Origin of the sequence: Roseibium sp. AS2 (assembly GCF_038900065.1) — a bacterium.
In the GTDB taxonomy this organism is placed as follows: Bacteria; Pseudomonadota; Alphaproteobacteria; order Rhizobiales; family Stappiaceae; genus Roseibium.
The window spans coordinates 85,602-101,375 of record NZ_JBBMQN010000011.1 but is presented as its reverse complement, the minus strand read 5'-3'; the positions used below and the strand labels follow the sequence as shown (position 1 = coordinate 101,375).

The following is a 15,774-nucleotide window of genomic DNA, read 5'->3' as shown; positions in this document are numbered from 1 at the left end:
ATGACCGGCCCGTCGGGGTTTGGGGCAAAGAGCAGGCCGGTCATGCCGTACAGGTGCCGGATTGCTCCGGCCCTGATCAGGCCAGGTTCATGGGCAGGGCCACAAACCGGGTGTTGTTGTTGGTCTCGACCCGGAAGAGCACGGCCTTGCGGCCATCCTTGCCGGCCTTTTCGAGCGCCTTGAGCACATCCTGCGGGCTGTCGACCTTCATGCCGGCAACTTCGAGAATGACATCGCCGGCGTTGAGGCGTTTCTCGGCAGCCGGGCTGTCCGGGTCGATTTCGGCGATGACAACGCCTTCGCCTTCCAGTCCGGCTTCGGCCTTGGTGGTCAGCACCAGCCCGAGGTCGTCAAGACTGGTCCTGGCCTTTTCGGCTTCCGGCTGAACCGCCGCGACCTGTTCCTGGTCCTGCAGGCGGCCAAGGGTCACGGTCACATCCTGTGTCTCGCCGTCGCGCCAGACAGTGATGTCGACCTTGGTATCCGGCTCGTAGGCGGCGATGATCTTGGACAGCTCGCGCGGGTCCTCGACGTCGGTGCCGTTCACGGCCAGGATGGTATCACCGGAACGCAGGCCGGCCTTCCGGGCAGGACTGTTTTCCTGCGCTTCGGCGACGATGGCGCCACGGGCCTCGTCAAGGCCGAGGCTTTCCGCGATGTCGTCGCTGACGTTCTGGATCTGGACGCCCAGCCAGCCGCGCACGACGGTGCCGCCGTTCCTCAGTTCCATGATGACGTCCTGAGCGGTCGATGCCGGGATCGCGAAGGCGATGCCGACATTGCCGCCGGACGGGGAGAAGATCGCCGCATTCACGCCAATCACTTCACCATGCATGTTGAATGCCGGTCCACCGGAATTGCCCCGGTTGACGGGGGCATCGATCTGGATGAAGTCGTCGTATGGTCCAGCGCCAATGTCACGGCCGCGTGCCGAGACGATACCGGCCGTCACCGAGCCGCCCAGACCGAACGGATTGCCGATGGCAACGGTCCACTCACCAACCTCGGGAGCTTCGTCGGCAAAATCGACATAGGTGAAATCCGTGTCGCTTTCGACCTTGAGCAGGGCCAGGTCGGTGCGCTTGTCGGCGCCGATCAGCGTCGCGTTATACTCGTCGCCGTTCTGGTCGATGACGGTGAATTCGGTGCCCTTGTCGATCACGTGGTGGTTGGTCACCACGAAGCCGTCCTCGGAGATGAAGAAGCCGGAGCCCTGGGACAGACCGTAGCTGCGCGGCTTGTCAGGCTGGGTCTTGCCACCCTGCCCCTTACCGCCGAATTCGCGGAAGAAGCGCTCGAACGGGTGGCCTTCGGGCAGTCCCTTGAAGAACTCCTCGAAACCGTTGCCATTTCCGTTGCCGCTGCCTTCACCGCCACGTCCGCCAAAATTCATCATGCGCGGCTCGACAGCCTGCTTCACCTGAACGCTTACGACTGCCGGGCTGACAGTGCGCACCACATCGGAAAAATCCGCAGGGGCGGCAGCTTCGACGCGCACGGCCTCGGCAAATGCCAGTTGGCCTGGAACGAGTGTCTGCGTGGTCATCAGACCGGCGGCACCGAGTGCGACGACACCGGCCAGCAACCTGGCACGGCGGGACCGCAGCGGAGAGACAGAGCGATTGGCTTGCATATTTTCTTCCTCTATCGACATTCGAATTGAAGGCCATTTCCCGAAGCGCACACGGGGACTCGTGCTTTCAGGTTCGAGTGGAAGATAGGGAAGCCATCCTTACGGGCGCCTGTCGGCGACATTAAGGTTTTGTAAGGTTGGGGATATGTGTGCCGTTATCCACCGGGGCCGTGTCGGCTTGCGGGCCGGCCTTTCCGACGATCCGTGGGACGGCCAGGCCGCATCCCGCTGTTACGGAAACAGGACAACGGCGTCTCCGGCGCGCCATTGAGGCCATTTCAACATCACGGCCTGGAAGCTGCGGGAAGCCTCAAAATTTTCCAGCCAGCGCCGCAGCTCACTCCAGTCCTGCCCGTCGAACCAGGCCCGATCCGTGTTTGCAAACTGCCTCACGAACGGAAGGATGGCATAATCCGCAAGGCAGGCGCGGCTGCCGCACAGCCACCCGCCCGGGGCAAGGCGTCCGTCGAGCGCGACAAGAAAGTCCGCCGCCGCCCATCGCTCTTCCTGCCGGTCCGCGTCCGGGTAACGCGTATCGTATTTGTAACGGTCGAGGTGGCGCTTGAACGGACCGTCACAGGTGCCTATCAGGTCCAGCGCTTCCTTCAGGCTGCCCGTTTCCGGTTGCAGCCATCGCTGCGGATCCGAGTGGTCCAGTGCCCACAGCATGATATCAAGGCTTTCGTCGATGACCTCGTCTGCGTGTTTCAGGCAGGGCACCGTGGCCGACGGTGATGTCTGAAGAAACTCCGGCGCCTTGTCCCGCAACACGATCTCGCGCAGCTCGACGCTGCAGCCACCTGCTGCAATCGCCAGCCGGGCCCGGATCGCATACGGACAGCGGCGGAAAGAATAGAGGATCGTGGACTTCATCATGACCGTCCATGACCCAATGCCGGCACATGGTCAACTCCCTCATCCAGTATCAAGCGTCGTTGATGACATGCGGGTTACTGGGAAATGCATCAGCAGTTGTGACAGGTCTTCTGCCGGTTTTCACCGGTTGTAAAGGAATATTGGTGAAACTCTGCCTGATAGGGTAACTCATGACCAATTCGCTTCTCGACCTTGCCAAAGGCAGTTCAAAGGAAAAAAAACACGAGCTCGCCGAGCACGTTACCGGACTGCTGGCCGCTCGTTCCGAAGACGCGGCGTCGGAAGAAGCGCATCTGCTGAACAATATGCTTGAGGGGGTCTATGATTCCCTTTCTCCCGAAGCCCGGCAGACCATGTCGGAGAAACTCGCCGATGTCAGGGCTCTGTCGCCCAATCTCGCCGCAACCCTTGCCAGCGATGACCTTCCCATTGCGGAGGCGGTGCTCGAACGCTCGACCTGTCTCAAGGAAAGTGACCTCCTGAAAATCGCCGAAACCCAGGGACAGGGACACCTTCTGGGCCTGGCCAAGCGAGACCACATCAGCTCCGACCTGAGCAAGATGCTGGTCAAGCGCGGCGACCGGAAAGTCAAACAAGCCGTCGCGGCGAACCTCGGCGCGGAGTTGACCATGCCGATGTTCGAAGCATTGGTGAAGGACATGCCTCAAAAACTGGGCGACCGTATTCGGCATCTGCGCAAGTCAAACGAGGCCATGCTCGAGGACCTGTTCCGCGACGACGGCAATGTCGCCACCGGAACGGAACTCCCGAGAAAACCATCAAAAATCAACCCGAAGGCCTGGCTGATGGGGATCCGTCTCGGCAAGACAACCCTGAACAAGGCGGTTTATCAGCTCGCCCGGGAACACAACCTGCTCGACGCGGTCTCACTGCTGGCGTTCTTCTCGGGGCTGGAGATGAAATACGTGCACAATCTGATGGTGCGCTTCGACTCCACCGGCATTGCCACGGTGTGCCGGGCAACCGGTATCGGTGCGATGGAATTTCAGGCAATCTGCAAGGAACGCTGCAAACACCTCAAGTTCCCTGAAAGCACCGGCAGCAAATGGCTTACAAACTATCACATGCTTGACCTGACCGATGCCCGCCGTCTGCTGGCACTCATGCAAATGAGGCTGAAGGCCGTCAAGCAGGAACAGGCGGCCTGAGGCCAGCTCCGGCTCGGAATCCAGAATGTCCGATGGCGAAGAACAACCGGGCGATCCCCCTTGCCACGCCCACTTGATCATCGGCGGTCACCTGGTTGACCGGCAAACCTTCCGGGATGTCAGCCGTTTCAGAAAATCCGAGCGCCTGCGCCTCTATGCAAGGCGCAAGCAACTGTCCCACACGGAACGGCAGGCTGCCACTGAAGCGCTGAGTGCTCATCTGTTGCACTTACTTGAGGCGCGGTCATTCGAAACGATTGCCGCCTAATGGCCGATCAGGGGCGAACCCGACCTGAGGCCGCTGATGGCCGAGCTGTGTCAACGGGGCAAGACCGTCCTGCTCCCCATCGTTGCGGCCAGGGAAGCGCCGCTGATCTTCCGGCCCTGGTATCCAGGCTGCGACATGGTCCGAGGCCTCTGGAACATTCCGGTTCCCGCGAGCGGAGAGCCACAGGCCCCCGACATCGTCCTTGCGCCAGTCGTCGGCATTGACCGGGATCTTTACCGTCTCGGCAACGGCGGCGGTTATTATGACCGAACACTGGCCGGCCTTCCGGCCAGGCCCTTTGTCATCGGAGCGGGCTTCAGTTTCAGCCGGATCCCCACAATCTTTCCGATGGGATGGGATGTCCCGATGGATGTCGGCGTTTCGGAAAAAGGCGTGACCCCTTAAACTGGTCAACCTGTTGGCCTGGCGTGACGATTTCTGCCCGTCTGCTTACACCTCCTGAATCAATTCAAATATTCGTACTGCAATATTAAAGTATTATACCTTACGTTATTTCACTTACACATCTTCAAAAGCATTGTTATTATTGACAATACCAATGATTTTCCATCCAAATTTGCCTGGGACTTTAGACACTTGTAAACTGTCTGTGCGTAAGATCCGGCAAGATCTGAACGGATGGCCTCATAATGCTTAATGAACTTCTGTCTCTGGCCCAGGAAAGCACGCCGGAAAAACGCCACCAACTCGTCGATCATGTGACCGATTTGTTCGTACGAGGGGCCGAGAACTACCAGATGGAGGAAATCACGCTCTTCAACACGGTGCTCGAAGGCATGCTTCCGACGATGGAATCCGATCAGAAAAGAATGCTCTCCGAGCAACTGGCCCCGATCGACAACACGTCCAACGCAGTGGCCTACGAACTGGCACGCGAAGAGATCGATATCGCCAGGCCGATGCTGACGTCATCCAACGTGCTCAAGACCGAAGACATCCTGAAACTTGCAAAGACGATGGGTCAGGGTCACCTGCTGGCGATTTCGAAACGCAAGCATCTGGAACCGAAGGTTACCGATGTGCTGCTGGAACGCGGCGAGAGCCCCGTCAAACAGTCGGTTGCCGCCAATGAAGGCGCGGAGATTTCCGAATGGGGATCACGGCTTCTGCTCAAACTGGCCGAGCGCGACGAGACCATCCGGGATGCCATGATGGAGCGCGCCGATATCACGGAATCCGATTATGACAAGCTGATCAACCAGATGCCTGATCAGCAGCAGTCCCGGATCCGCCAGTTGCGCGCAGACAACGAAGACCTCATCCGGGACCTGTTTCACAAGGCAAGCAAGGTCGTCGCGGGTTCCAGACTGGAGCGCAAGGCGACACGGATCAACGTCAAGGCCACACTGAAGGAAATCCGGGCCGGCCTGCGCTCGATCAGCAAATCGATCACACAGCTTGCCCTGTCCAACAATCTGCACGACATCAGTTTCCTGCTCTCCGAAATGGCGGGCCTTGAGCAGAAATACGTGACCAATGTGCTTGTCCGTTACGACGCCGCCGGGATTGCGGTGCTGTGCCGGGCGATGGGCGTGGAAAGCGACGATTACGCGGCCCTGTGCAAGGCGCGCGCGATGCACAACAAGCAATCGCAATCCACCGTCGACAACTGGGTGTCAGACTATCAGTCCCTGACGGAGCGGGACGCCCGCCGTCTGCTCTCCTACATGAAGATCCGGCTGCAGACGCTGCAGGGACAGGCGGCCTGAACCAGGGCAATGCCGCCGATCGCAACACTCAGTCCTTGTCGCCCCGGTAGTGCGTCACGACCGCCGCACCGGCTTCCAGCGTCTTGTGAACCGGGCACTTGTCGGCAATTTCCAGCATGCGCGCGCGCGTGTCGGGGTCGAGATCACCTTCCAGGGTTATGATCCGCTCGAACCTGTCGATCCGGCCGGCTTTCTCCCTCAGGTCCCGGGAACAATCCTCGCAATCGGCCGCATGGACCTTGCCATGCAGAACCTGCGTGCCGATCCTGTCGACATTCAGACCCTTCCGGTCGGCGTACATGCGCAGGGTCATGACCGTGCAGGCACCAAGCGCCGCGGACAGGAAGCCGTAGGGCGACATGCCACTGTCCAGCCCGCCGTAGGCAGCCGGTTCGTCGGCAATCAGCCTGTGCGGGCCGCCGGCGACCATCGCCTGAAACTTGCCCTGACCGGTTTCGACCACCTCCACCCCATCCCCGGCTTCACCGGCGGATGCAACGGGCTCGGGATCGAGATAGCCGCTGACCCAACCGGCAATCACCCGGGCCGCATAGGCGGCGTCCGTGCTTCTGCTCAGAAGATGATCGGCCTTGTCCAGGGACACGAAGCTTTTCGGGTGCCTTGCAGCCACAAAGATGCCGGTCGCGTTGTCGATACCGACCGTGTCATCGAGCGGCGCATGCATCACCAGAAGCGCCTTGCCGAGCCTGGACACCTTGTCGCGAACCGTCTGCTCGGCCAGATCATCCAGAAATTCACTGCGGATCGTGAAGGTCCGCCCCGCCAGGTCCACCTCTCCGGAACCGTCCCGGCGTATATTCTCTTCCGCACCGTTGAAGTTATGGAGCACGTGGTCGGCATCGGCGGGCGCTCCGATGGTCACGACAGCCCGCGCCTCGGGGATGTCCCCGGCAACCGAAAGCACGGCCGCCCCACCCAGGGAGTGACCGATCAGCAGTTGGGGCGCCTCGTAGTTCCGGCGGAGAAAGTCCGCCGCGAGTTTCAGATCCGCCACGTTGGAAGAAAAACCGGTCGAGGAAAAATCGCCGCCACTGCCGCCAAGCCCTGTGAAATCGAACCGGAGTACCGCAATCCCTTCGGCCGCCAAAGCACCGGCAATGTGGCGGGCGGCCGGAATATCCTTGGAACAGGTGAAACAATGGGCGAAGAGCGCGAAGGCCCGGATTCTGCCGGCCGGAAGATCGAGGCGGGCAGCCAGCCTGGCGCCATGGGCACCGTCGAATTCCAGTTTCATGGGTCGGATTGACATTCGGGAACCTCCAGCTTCACTGCATCAGAGGTAGGCACACGCGCAAGAGGTGCAAGTCACACCTTGGTGTGACAGCACCGATGCGCCCGCTGCCCGAGGTCCGTTCAAGGCAGCCCCCGGACAGCGGGCACGTTCGTGTGTCCTCAGGACCTCAGGATTTTCTTGCTCGAATTTACTGCGTTCGCGATGCGCGTATAATGCACCTTGCGCTTCTTGGCATTCCCGCCGGACCGGAGCAACTTTGTCGCGGCTTCACTGACTGCCTGGGAGGCCTGGCCGCTGGCCTGGCGCAGGGCCTTCCGGGTCACCGCCCGGTAGGACTTGTTGCCCACCTTGATCTTGCCCGCCTTGCGGTCGACATTCTTGCCGACAATCCCGTTCAAGGTCCTTGAAAGCTTGCGCAGTTCGCCATTCACTGCCGAATAGTCCCGGCGGTTCCCCGTTGCGCCCGCCGCCTGCTTGTAGACCTGACGCATGCAGTCGATCCGGTAGACCTTGTCGATGCGGCCGCATTCGGCGGTGCCACGGTTGATCTGTCGCACGATTGCCCCGGTCACATCATCGGCGAACACAAGCCTGACGGTGCCGGAACCCTCCGGACCGTAGCCGCGGTTGTCCGTCAGCAACCGCAATTCCGGAATGCCTGAAGGGGCCGGTTGCGGGTAGAGGTCTCCAGTGCGCGCGGCAAAGCCCGCCGCCGGGGTGGCGCAGACCATCAGCAAGCCCAGAAAAATGGAAAACAAATTGGCTGAATATGACTTTTGCATCAGAAATTTCCCTTGTGTCACCTTAAGAAGTCTTGTTTTCGGCCAGACCGGCCCTGAAATGGTGTCGGCCGGATCAAATCGTCTTATTCTGAAATTCCATAGGCGCGCCGCAGCCCCCGCTGGGTTTGCGGGCCGAATTGCCCGTCTATGGCACCATCGTAGAATGCTCTTTCAGTCAGTTTTTTCTGAAGCGCGCGCCGCGTGCCCTGCTTGAACATTGTCGGACGTTCCGAAAGCAGGTCGAGAACCTGTTCATTGCCCGTGCGCAAGGACTGGTAAAGATAGGCAGCCGCATCGTCGAGATCGCGGCCCTCCACCGTGCCGTCGTCTATCAGCGCGGCGAAATTGAACATGGCTTCGGGATGCCGAAGATCCGCGGCCCTGGCGAAATACGCCATCGCCTTGTTCGGATCGCGCGGAACGCCGAGCCCGCCCTGGAAATGCAGAAACCCGAGATCATTGATGGCGTCCGCGAAATCCTTGTCCGCGGACAGGTGGAACAGCTTCAGGGCCCGCTCGATGTCCTGATCGACGCCGATCCCCTGCTCATAGAGCCTGGCCAGTTCGAACATCGCCTCCGGGTCGCCTTCGTCGGCCGCCTTCTGCAGGAGCGCCACGGCTGCCGCCGGATCGTATCTTTCCTCGTTGGGGTTCAGCCGCATGTAGGCCAATCCCTTGAGCGCCCTGATGTCTCCCTTGCCGGCCAGCACGGCCAGCTGTTTTTCCTGATCGACCTCCAGCTCACTCCAGGCATTCTTCCGCTCTTTGGCTTCCAGCGTGTTGATTGCCTGCTTCCGGCCGGCCAGGAAATAGGGTTCCCCCGACAGCGATCCGTATGTGTGCGGTTCCTGAAAGTTGTTCGTCGCCTTGAGAACCGTGTCGCGCACCTGCCGGAACGCAAGTCCGATCTCCAGATCGCTGGACTTGAGGGTCTCAGAAATCGCCAGGGCGAAGGGACTGTTGCGGCCGTCCCCGTCCAGAGCCGTCGCACCGTCCTTCGCCGCAAAGGCAACGAGCGTGCCTCTCTCGGGAGAGGGAGGCGCCAGTCCGTTCACCGTGGCCGGCTGATCAAGCGTGACGATCTCGAGGCTGCCGTCACGCGCGAACGGATCGTTCCGGCAGCTGTCCAGGATGACGATGCGGAGCTGGCGGGCCTTGTCGACCGCCCCCAGAATATCCTGGAGGGAGACAGAAGTCTGTGCGACCTCCTTGCGGGAAGCCGCCGTGGAGTCCGCGGGAATCAGAAAGTTCTGACCGCCGACCTCGACCCCGTGACCCGCGAAATAGACGATCGCGACATCGGCGGTTTCGGCTTCGAACTCGAACCTGTCCAGAAGCGCGCGAAAGCCATTCAGACCGAGATTGTATTCCTCGATCACGTCGAAGCGCAAAGACCTGAGCGTGTCGGCGATCAGCGCACCGTCACGGACGGTGTTCTCCAGATCCGGAACGGTCAGATAGTCTGAAATGCCAACCACGAGCGCGAGCCGCTTCTCGTTGAAGGGTTCAGCTTCCGCCGCTGTCCCGCGCACCGCTCCCGGCAATTGCAGGATACACAGGACCAGCAGCGTGAGCCACGCCGCAAAAAGCCATTGCGATCGAACCGGTTGCAGCTTCGTGCCGCGCATAATGGACTGCCGTATCTCAAAACATAAAATAACTGCGAGATACTTGCCCGTATGCTTCTTGAAAGCAACCCTTGGCGGAAACTATCAGATGTCCGCACCCGATTTCAGGATGCCCCGCAGCTTGCGCTGTTCGTCTTCGCTCAGGGGAACATTTTCCTCGACAGAAGCGCCCCCCCTGCGTTTGCGGCGCAGGGCCAGAAAAATCGCGATCAGCCCGGCAATCAGCGCCAGCGGTCCGGCCGCCCACAGCATCAAGGTGTGCCAGGCGAAGCGCGGCTTCAGCAGCACAAATTCACCGTAGCGCGACACCAGATAGTCGATGACTTCCTCGTTGCTGTCGCCGGCCACCAGCCGCTCGCGCACCAGAACCCTCAGATCCTTCGCCAGCGGCGCGTCGCTGTCGTCGATGGACTGGTTCTGGCAGACCATGCAGCGCAGGCCCGCCGATAGCGTTCTGGCCCGGGTCTCGAGCGCCGGGTCGTCCAGGATCTCGTCCGGCGCCACGGCAAGCGCGGGCGTGGCGAAAACGCAAAGACACAGCAGCAGGGTTTTCATGAGGGTCCGGATCATCGCCCTACTCCGCCGCGGCCGTTTGGATCTTGCGCTTGCGCGCCGGCTTAGGCGCCCCCACCCGAAGCCGCCGGTCCGCCATGGAAAACACGGCGCCGAGCGCCATGATCACACAGCCGATCCAGATCAGGGTGATCAGCGGCTTGTAGTAGAGCCTGACATCGACCGCGCCGTCGCCCCGGCTCTCGCCAAGCGAGAGATAGAGCTGGGAGAAACCGGTCGTGAAGATACCGGCTTCGGTCGTGGGCATCTGACGGGCGGTATAGATCCGCTTGGACGGTTCGAGCTGTGCTGCGAGCGTTCCCCCCTTGCGGAGAGAAAAGTGCCCGACTTCCTCGGTGTAGTTCGGTCCGCGCCGGGGCGCGGCGCCGTCGAAGGCAACCTGATAGCCGGCAAGTTCAACCGCATCGCCGGGGCGCATGGTCAGAACATGCTCCTCCTGGAAGGCCGACGCGGTGACGATGCCAAGCACAGTCACGCCAACGCCGAAATGCGCGGTCGCGGTGCCCCAGGCGGATCCCGGCAGGCCGACGAGCCGGGCGACCCCGCGCCGGGGGCCGATTTCGAAAAACTTCACACGCGTCACGATTTCCGATACGGCCCCCGCCATGACCCAGACGGCCAGGCCGACGCCGAGCGGAGCAAGCACCATGTCCATGCCCCAGGCATAGAATGTCCCGAGTGTCAGCAGCAGCGCAAGACCGAAGGCCGCATACAGTCTCTGGCAGGCCGCCGCCAGATCGGCGCGTTTCCAGGAGAGCATCGGTCCAAAGGGAACGGCCATGAGCAGCGGCACCATCAGCGGACCGAAGGTCAGGTTGAAGAAGGGCGCGCCGACGGAGATCTTCTCGCCGGTGATCGCGTCGAGCACGAGCGGATAGAGGGTACCGACCAGCACCGCCGCGCAAGCCGCGGTCAGGAACAGGTTGTTCAGCACAAGACCGCCCTCCCGGCTGATGGGGGCGAACAGCCCGCCCTGCTTCAGCATCGGCGCCCGCCAGGCATACAGAGCCAGGGAACCGCCGATGAAAAAGCACAGCAGGGCAAGAATGAACACGCCGCGTGTCGGATCGGTCGCGAAGGCATGCACCGAGGTCAGCACACCCGAGCGGACCAGGAACGTTCCCAGCAACGACAGGGAGAACGTGAAGATCGCAAGCAGCACGGTCCACACCTTGAGTGCTTCGCGCTTTTCCATGACGATTGCGGAATGCAGCAGCGCGATGCCTGCCAGCCATGGCATGAAACTCGCGTTTTCAACCGGATCCCAGAACCACCAGCCGCCCCAGCCCAGTTCGTAATAGGCCCAGTAGGACCCCATCGCGATGCCCAGGGTCAGAAAACACCAGGCCAGCAGCGTCCAGGGACGCACCCACCGGGCCCAGGCGGCATCGATGCGCCCGAGAATGAGGGCGGCGACGGCGAAGGAGAACGTGATCGAGAACCCGACATAGCCGACGTAAAGCAGCGGCGGGTGGATCGCCAGACCGATGTCCTGGAGGATGGGATTGAGATCCGCGCCTTCCAGCGGCGGGTTGGACACCCTGGTGAAGGGGTTGGAAGTGGCCAGCAGGAACAGGATGAATCCCGCCGAAACCCAGCCCTGGACCGAAAGCGTCACGGCTCTCAGATCGGCCGGGAGATTGCCGCCGAAGACACCGACCAGGGCGCCGAAGAAAACCAGGATGAGTACCCAGAGCAGCATCGAGCCCTCGTGGTTTCCCCAGACGCCGGTGAACTTGTAGAGCAGCGGCTTGGCCGAATGGGAGTTTTCCACCACGTTCAGGACCGAGAAATCCGAGCTCAGGTACGCGGCGGTCAGGGCGACGAAGGACAAGAGGACCAGAACGAACAGGGTAACGGAGACAGGCGGCGCGATCGCCATCAGGCGGTCATCCCCGCTCAGGGCGCCCCAAACCGGCAGAACCGACTGGACCAGCGTCATGGCGAAAGCCAGTACCAGTGCGTAGTGTCCGAATTCGACAATCATATTCGATCCTCAGTCCAGCCGCGACCTGCCCGCAAATTCAATTGGCGGCCTCTTCGCCGCCCTGCCAGTGCCCCTGGTCCTTGAGCGCTTCGGCCACTTCCCTGGGAATGTAGTTTTCATCATGCTTCGCCAGAACGCTGTCCGCAACGAAGACCCCGTCGGCGCCCACGATACCTTCGGTCACGACCCCCTGCCCCTCGCGGAAGAGATCCGGCAGGATGCCCTTGTAGGTCACCGGTATCACGTTCTCCAGGTCGGTCACGCGGAACCGCACCACGGCATTGTCGGAGCGGACGACCGAGCCTTCCTCGACAAGCCCGCCCAGCCGGATGCGCTGTCCGTCGGGACGGGACTGCTCTGCTATATCGGTGGGGCTCTGGAAGAAAACGATCTCGTCGTTCAGGGCGACCAGGATCAGTGCCAGGGCGACCGCCAGGACCGCGCCGGCCGTTCCGATGAGTGTCAACCGTCTTTGTTTACGTGTCATATGCGCACCGTTCGAAGTCCAATTCCACTGCGTCCGGCGTTTCGGACAGGGCCTCGCCTGCCGTCACGATCCGGTGAGACCGAGCTGGCCCGCCGCATCCTCTATCCGGGTCAAGTCCTCGGGGGTGCCTGCGAACGCGGCCCGGGCCGATTCCAGGGCCCTTTCCGCATCCTGCCTCTCTCCGAGAACCATATAGGCACGGATCAGCCGGTTCCATTCCTCGACGGAGCCGCCTTCTGCCTGAAGACGCTCGGCGAGACCCGAGACCATGTTGCGGATCATCGATTGCTGGTCGTCCGCACTCATTTCCCGAGCCGCGGCAATGTCCTCGCCGCTCGGGCCGGGCAAGTCGGCAGCCGGTGCTTCGGTGCCCGTGAGGCCGGCGAGCTCCCGTTTTGCCGCTCCGACCCAGGGGGCCGCCGGGTCCGCGTCCATCAACAGCGCCTGCCACGCTGCGACTGCGTCGTCCGTGCGCCCTTCCTGTCCGAGCGCGATGGCGAGAAAGAACCTCGGCTTCACCGCGTCCGGGGAAAGAGTGACCGCGTGTTCGAAGGCCTGCCGGGCATCCGCCGTGATCAGCCCCTGGTTGGCGATCATCAGCGCCTCGCCCATGTCGGTGAGCCAATCCTGGCGGGGTCCGAGAATACGGATTGCATTGGCATAAGCCCTGGCCGAGGCCAAAGGCTGGTCCAGGGACATGTAGACGGGGGCGACCACCGCCCAGCCCTGGCCGTCTTCCGGATTGTCCGCAAGGTGCCGTTCCACCCGGGCGACGAGCACATCCACATTCTGGTTCTGAGCGGGCGCCGAAAGGCGGGCGACCAGCGGCTGGTCGGGCTGACCGGGCGATCCGAGCAAGAGATAAAGCCCGCAGGCGGCAGCGGGGAGCGCGAACAGAGCAACAGCCTGCGCCACCCTGAGCCGGGGACGTTTGCCACTCTTGAGCGACTGGTCGGTGTCCCTGTCGTGAGCGGCCAGAAGCCGGCGGGCGATCTCGGTACGCGCGGCCTCGGCCGCTTCCGCCTCGATGAGCCCGCGATCCAGTTCCGCTTCAATCGCCTGCAACTGGTCGCGGTAAACCGCCTCGTCGGCGTGCATGGCCCCATCGTCCGGCGAAGCGCGTTTGCGCGTCAGCGGTACCAACACCGACAGCGCGGCCACGCCTGTCAGAAAAGCGATCAGGATCCAGAAGGTCATCGCAGCACTATAGACCGCTCAATGCGGACAAAAGCAAGGCGGCTGTGCTGTGACCGGGGGTCGCGGCTCACACACCGCCGGCAGTTGCCCGAACGGCTCGGCATTCAGGGGCGGAAGACGAAAGTTCAGCGACGGCCGAGCGCATTGGCGACGAGCTTGCGCTCCGGACTTGGCGCGCCCGCCGTGCCAGCCTGATTGGCGTGGGCCTTGGCCAGGGCGGATTGACGGCTGCGGCGCAACTGGGCGGCATAATCCGAACCGAAATAGATTTCGGACAGCATGATGGCCACGTCCGCCGCCGCCATCTGGGCCTCCAACTGGGGAGCACGCAGTTTCCCCAGATCCGTGATCAGGGACCGGGCGAGGATCTCGAGCGTCTGTTCGACGGCTTGCCGGGTGCGCTTGCCGATGTCGTTCACGGCGAATGTCTCGGATGCATTGCGCACCATGTTGACGACACGAAGGGCGCGCACGGCATCGTCTATCGCCTTCTTGTCCACCTGCAACGTTCCGGTCTCGTCAAACTTGGGCACCTGCAGTGCCTTGCGGACGCTGCTGTGGGCGCCGTTCAGTTCTCCGGTGACCACACCTGAAATGCTGCGTTTGGTGTCGGCGAGCTGTTTTTGCCACTTGCCGGCTGCCGACAGGTCCATATCGCGTTCGACGCCGCGGACCAGCGTGTGATATTCGGACAGGGCCTGTGAAAAGGCGACCGGGTCCGGATTGTGGTTGCGGTGATCGAGGGCCAGGATCTGCAACCGTTCGGCTTCGCTCATGACCATGTCCACGAACGGGGCGAACGGCGACCCTGCAATCGCCTTGGCATCGCTGTCGCCGGCCAGACGGCCCGCGAAGGCACACAGGGCGGAGGGCGTCTCGGCGCGTTCCACCAGGGCTGCCGCGATCACCGGCACATGGTCCGGAAAGCGCGCGGAGCAGTTGCCCACCATTCGCAGGACATCGGTGTCGCGCTTCAGCCGGTTTTCATTGATGCGGTCCGGAATGTTCTGAAGGAACGGCATCAACCAGCGTTCGGCCGCAAAGATCTTCTGGATGTCGCGCAATTCGGCAATGCCGCGCGCGCCGCCGAGTTCGGCCGCCATCCGGCGGTGTTCCTTTTCGGAGATCTCTGCCTGGCGCAGCTTTTCACCGACAGCCTCGACCGCGCGCGAGCGCATGGCCTGAACGAGCGCATCGATGCGCTCGCCGCTGACGGCGGCATTGCCTGCCTGTTCGAGAACCATGCGGACATCGGCCGACATCACATCACGGCCGAGCCATTTCCAGACGCGGTCAAGCATGCCGCGGTGAACGCGGCCTTCCTGCCGGTTCGGCAGGGTTTCATTGATGAGAAAGGCCGTCAGCGGTGCGAAGAACATGCGCTGGATCTGGCCGCGCCGCTGCTCACCACCGGGAACATCCGTGAGGACCGGCTGCGGCTTGCGCAACAGCGCCACGGCGGCTGACAGGACCAACTGAAGATTCGGGTCGGCATCCTTCCGGGTCTTCGCCCGTTCCAGATTTCGGACCAAAGCCTGGACCGCTTGGGGGCGCAGGCTGCTGAGGTAAGTCTTCAGTTTGGTTTCAAGCTGGTCCGAATAGGTCATTCACAGCATCAACATCGCGATCCCTTTGGCGGCGATACTAACGGCAGAAGACTTAAGCAAGTATTGAGAAAAAGCAGTCACTTGGCGGCCGGAAAATGGCTCCCGGAACAGGTCAGCCGATCACCTGCCACTTGCCGCGTTCGGATTCGCAGGCGGCCCCGCGCGCCTGAAGCACGCGTCCGTTGACCACCATCTCGTGGGTGAATTCCCGGCAACTGGTGTCATTGACGAAATAGACGGGGCCGGGCCGGACCTGGCCGCTGCGTCCCGTGCGATCGTTCTGCCATGCCACCGAGACGCCGACACCGCGCGCGCGCAACGCCCTGTCCTGCGCCTCTTCCGCGGCCCGGCGATCGGATGGATCGAGCGCATCGCCCAATTCGTTGTTCACGAGGACGGATATCGCCGTATTTGCCTCCGACCTGGTCCCATTCGCGTTCGGGTCGCCGAAGAAGCTTCCCCAACCAGCCGGTTCCTTGGAACCGGACGTCAGGGAGCATCCGGCCAGGACCATGGCAAGAGCAAGACATGTGGCACCGCGCAAACGCATGCGTGAAAGCTCCCGGAGGGGTGGAAACCGGC

Annotated in this window: 15 protein-coding genes; 4 read left to right on the top strand and 11 right to left on the bottom strand. The window is 62.1% G+C overall.

Going from position 1 to position 15,774, the window contains the following annotated elements; translation table 11 throughout:
* Positions 1-76: 76 nt before the first annotated feature.
* Together WNZ15_RS25095 and WNZ15_RS25090 are read right to left on the bottom strand one after the other, a co-directional pair.
* Positions 77-1,633 carry a Do family serine endopeptidase gene (locus WNZ15_RS25095; protein ID WP_342895786.1) on the bottom strand — a complete coding sequence of 519 codons (1,557 nt, stop codon included), beginning with the start codon at positions 1,631-1,633 and terminating at the stop codon, positions 77-79.
* Positions 1,634-1,864: 231 nt separating this feature from the next.
* On the bottom strand, positions 1,865-2,509 hold the full coding sequence (locus tag WNZ15_RS25090) for a glutathione S-transferase (RefSeq protein WP_342895785.1): 645 nt from the start codon (positions 2,507-2,509) through the stop codon (positions 1,865-1,867).
* 170 nt (positions 2,510-2,679) lie between these two features.
* On the opposite strand from WNZ15_RS25090, the gene WNZ15_RS25085 reads away from it, so the two are divergent.
* The 4 genes from WNZ15_RS25085 (at position 2,680) to WNZ15_RS25070 (ending at position 5,676) form a co-directional block, all read left to right on the top strand.
* Complete coding sequence (locus WNZ15_RS25085) at positions 2,680-3,678, top strand: DUF2336 domain-containing protein (RefSeq protein ID WP_342895784.1); 999 nt, start codon at positions 2,680-2,682, stop codon at positions 3,676-3,678.
* 25 nt (positions 3,679-3,703) lie between these two features.
* On the top strand, positions 3,704-3,946 hold the full coding sequence (locus WNZ15_RS25080) for a hypothetical protein (protein ID WP_342895783.1): 243 nt from the start codon (positions 3,704-3,706) through the stop codon (positions 3,944-3,946).
* 6 nt (positions 3,947-3,952) lie between these two features.
* Complete coding sequence (locus tag WNZ15_RS25075; RefSeq protein ID WP_342895810.1) at positions 3,953-4,351, top strand: 5-formyltetrahydrofolate cyclo-ligase; 399 nt, start codon at positions 3,953-3,955, stop codon at positions 4,349-4,351.
* 245 nt (positions 4,352-4,596) lie between these two features.
* Positions 4,597-5,676 carry a DUF2336 domain-containing protein gene (locus tag WNZ15_RS25070; protein WP_342895782.1) on the top strand — a complete coding sequence of 360 codons (1,080 nt, stop codon included), beginning with the start codon at positions 4,597-4,599 and terminating at the stop codon, positions 5,674-5,676.
* Positions 5,677-5,704: 28 nt separating this feature from the next.
* Here the strand turns inward: WNZ15_RS25070 and WNZ15_RS25065 are convergent, their stop codons facing one another.
* From WNZ15_RS25065 to WNZ15_RS25025, 9 genes are all read right to left on the bottom strand, one after another.
* Positions 5,705-6,946 carry a bifunctional alpha/beta hydrolase/OsmC family protein gene (locus WNZ15_RS25065; protein ID WP_342895781.1) on the bottom strand — a complete coding sequence of 414 codons (1,242 nt, stop codon included), beginning with the start codon at positions 6,944-6,946 and terminating at the stop codon, positions 5,705-5,707.
* Positions 6,947-7,089: 143 nt separating this feature from the next.
* Entirely contained in the window at positions 7,090-7,713 is a 624-nt protein-coding gene (locus WNZ15_RS25060; protein ID WP_342895780.1) for a hypothetical protein, read from the bottom strand.
* Positions 7,714-7,796: 83 nt separating this feature from the next.
* Positions 7,797-9,341: a caspase family protein gene (locus tag WNZ15_RS25055; protein ID WP_342895779.1), complete on the bottom strand. Its 1,545-nt coding sequence runs from the start codon at positions 9,339-9,341 to the stop codon at positions 7,797-7,799.
* Between the two features lie 84 nt (positions 9,342-9,425).
* Complete coding sequence (locus WNZ15_RS25050) at positions 9,426-9,911, bottom strand: cytochrome c-type biogenesis protein (RefSeq protein WP_342895778.1); 486 nt, start codon at positions 9,909-9,911, stop codon at positions 9,426-9,428.
* Positions 9,912-9,915: 4 nt separating this feature from the next.
* The gene (locus WNZ15_RS25045; RefSeq protein ID WP_342895777.1) at positions 9,916-11,901 is read right to left on the bottom strand and encodes a heme lyase CcmF/NrfE family subunit; all 1,986 of its coding nucleotides are present in this window, start codon (positions 11,899-11,901) and stop codon (positions 9,916-9,918) included.
* A gap of 37 nt (positions 11,902-11,938) precedes the next feature.
* Positions 11,939-12,388, bottom strand: a complete 450-nt coding sequence (gene ccmE, locus WNZ15_RS25040) for a cytochrome c maturation protein CcmE (protein ID WP_342895776.1) — start codon at positions 12,386-12,388, stop codon at positions 11,939-11,941.
* A 63-nt stretch (positions 12,389-12,451) separates the two neighbouring features.
* A complete protein-coding gene (gene ccmI, locus WNZ15_RS25035; RefSeq protein WP_342895775.1) occupies positions 12,452-13,585 on the bottom strand; it encodes a c-type cytochrome biogenesis protein CcmI in 1,134 nt (377 codons plus the stop codon).
* Positions 13,586-13,710: 125 nt separating this feature from the next.
* Complete coding sequence (locus WNZ15_RS25030; RefSeq protein WP_342895774.1) at positions 13,711-15,192, bottom strand: hypothetical protein; 1,482 nt, start codon at positions 15,190-15,192, stop codon at positions 13,711-13,713.
* A 112-nt stretch (positions 15,193-15,304) separates the two neighbouring features.
* A complete protein-coding gene (locus WNZ15_RS25025) occupies positions 15,305-15,742 on the bottom strand; it encodes an RT0821/Lpp0805 family surface protein (protein WP_342895773.1) in 438 nt (145 codons plus the stop codon).
* Between the last annotated feature and the right edge of the window lie 32 nt (positions 15,743-15,774).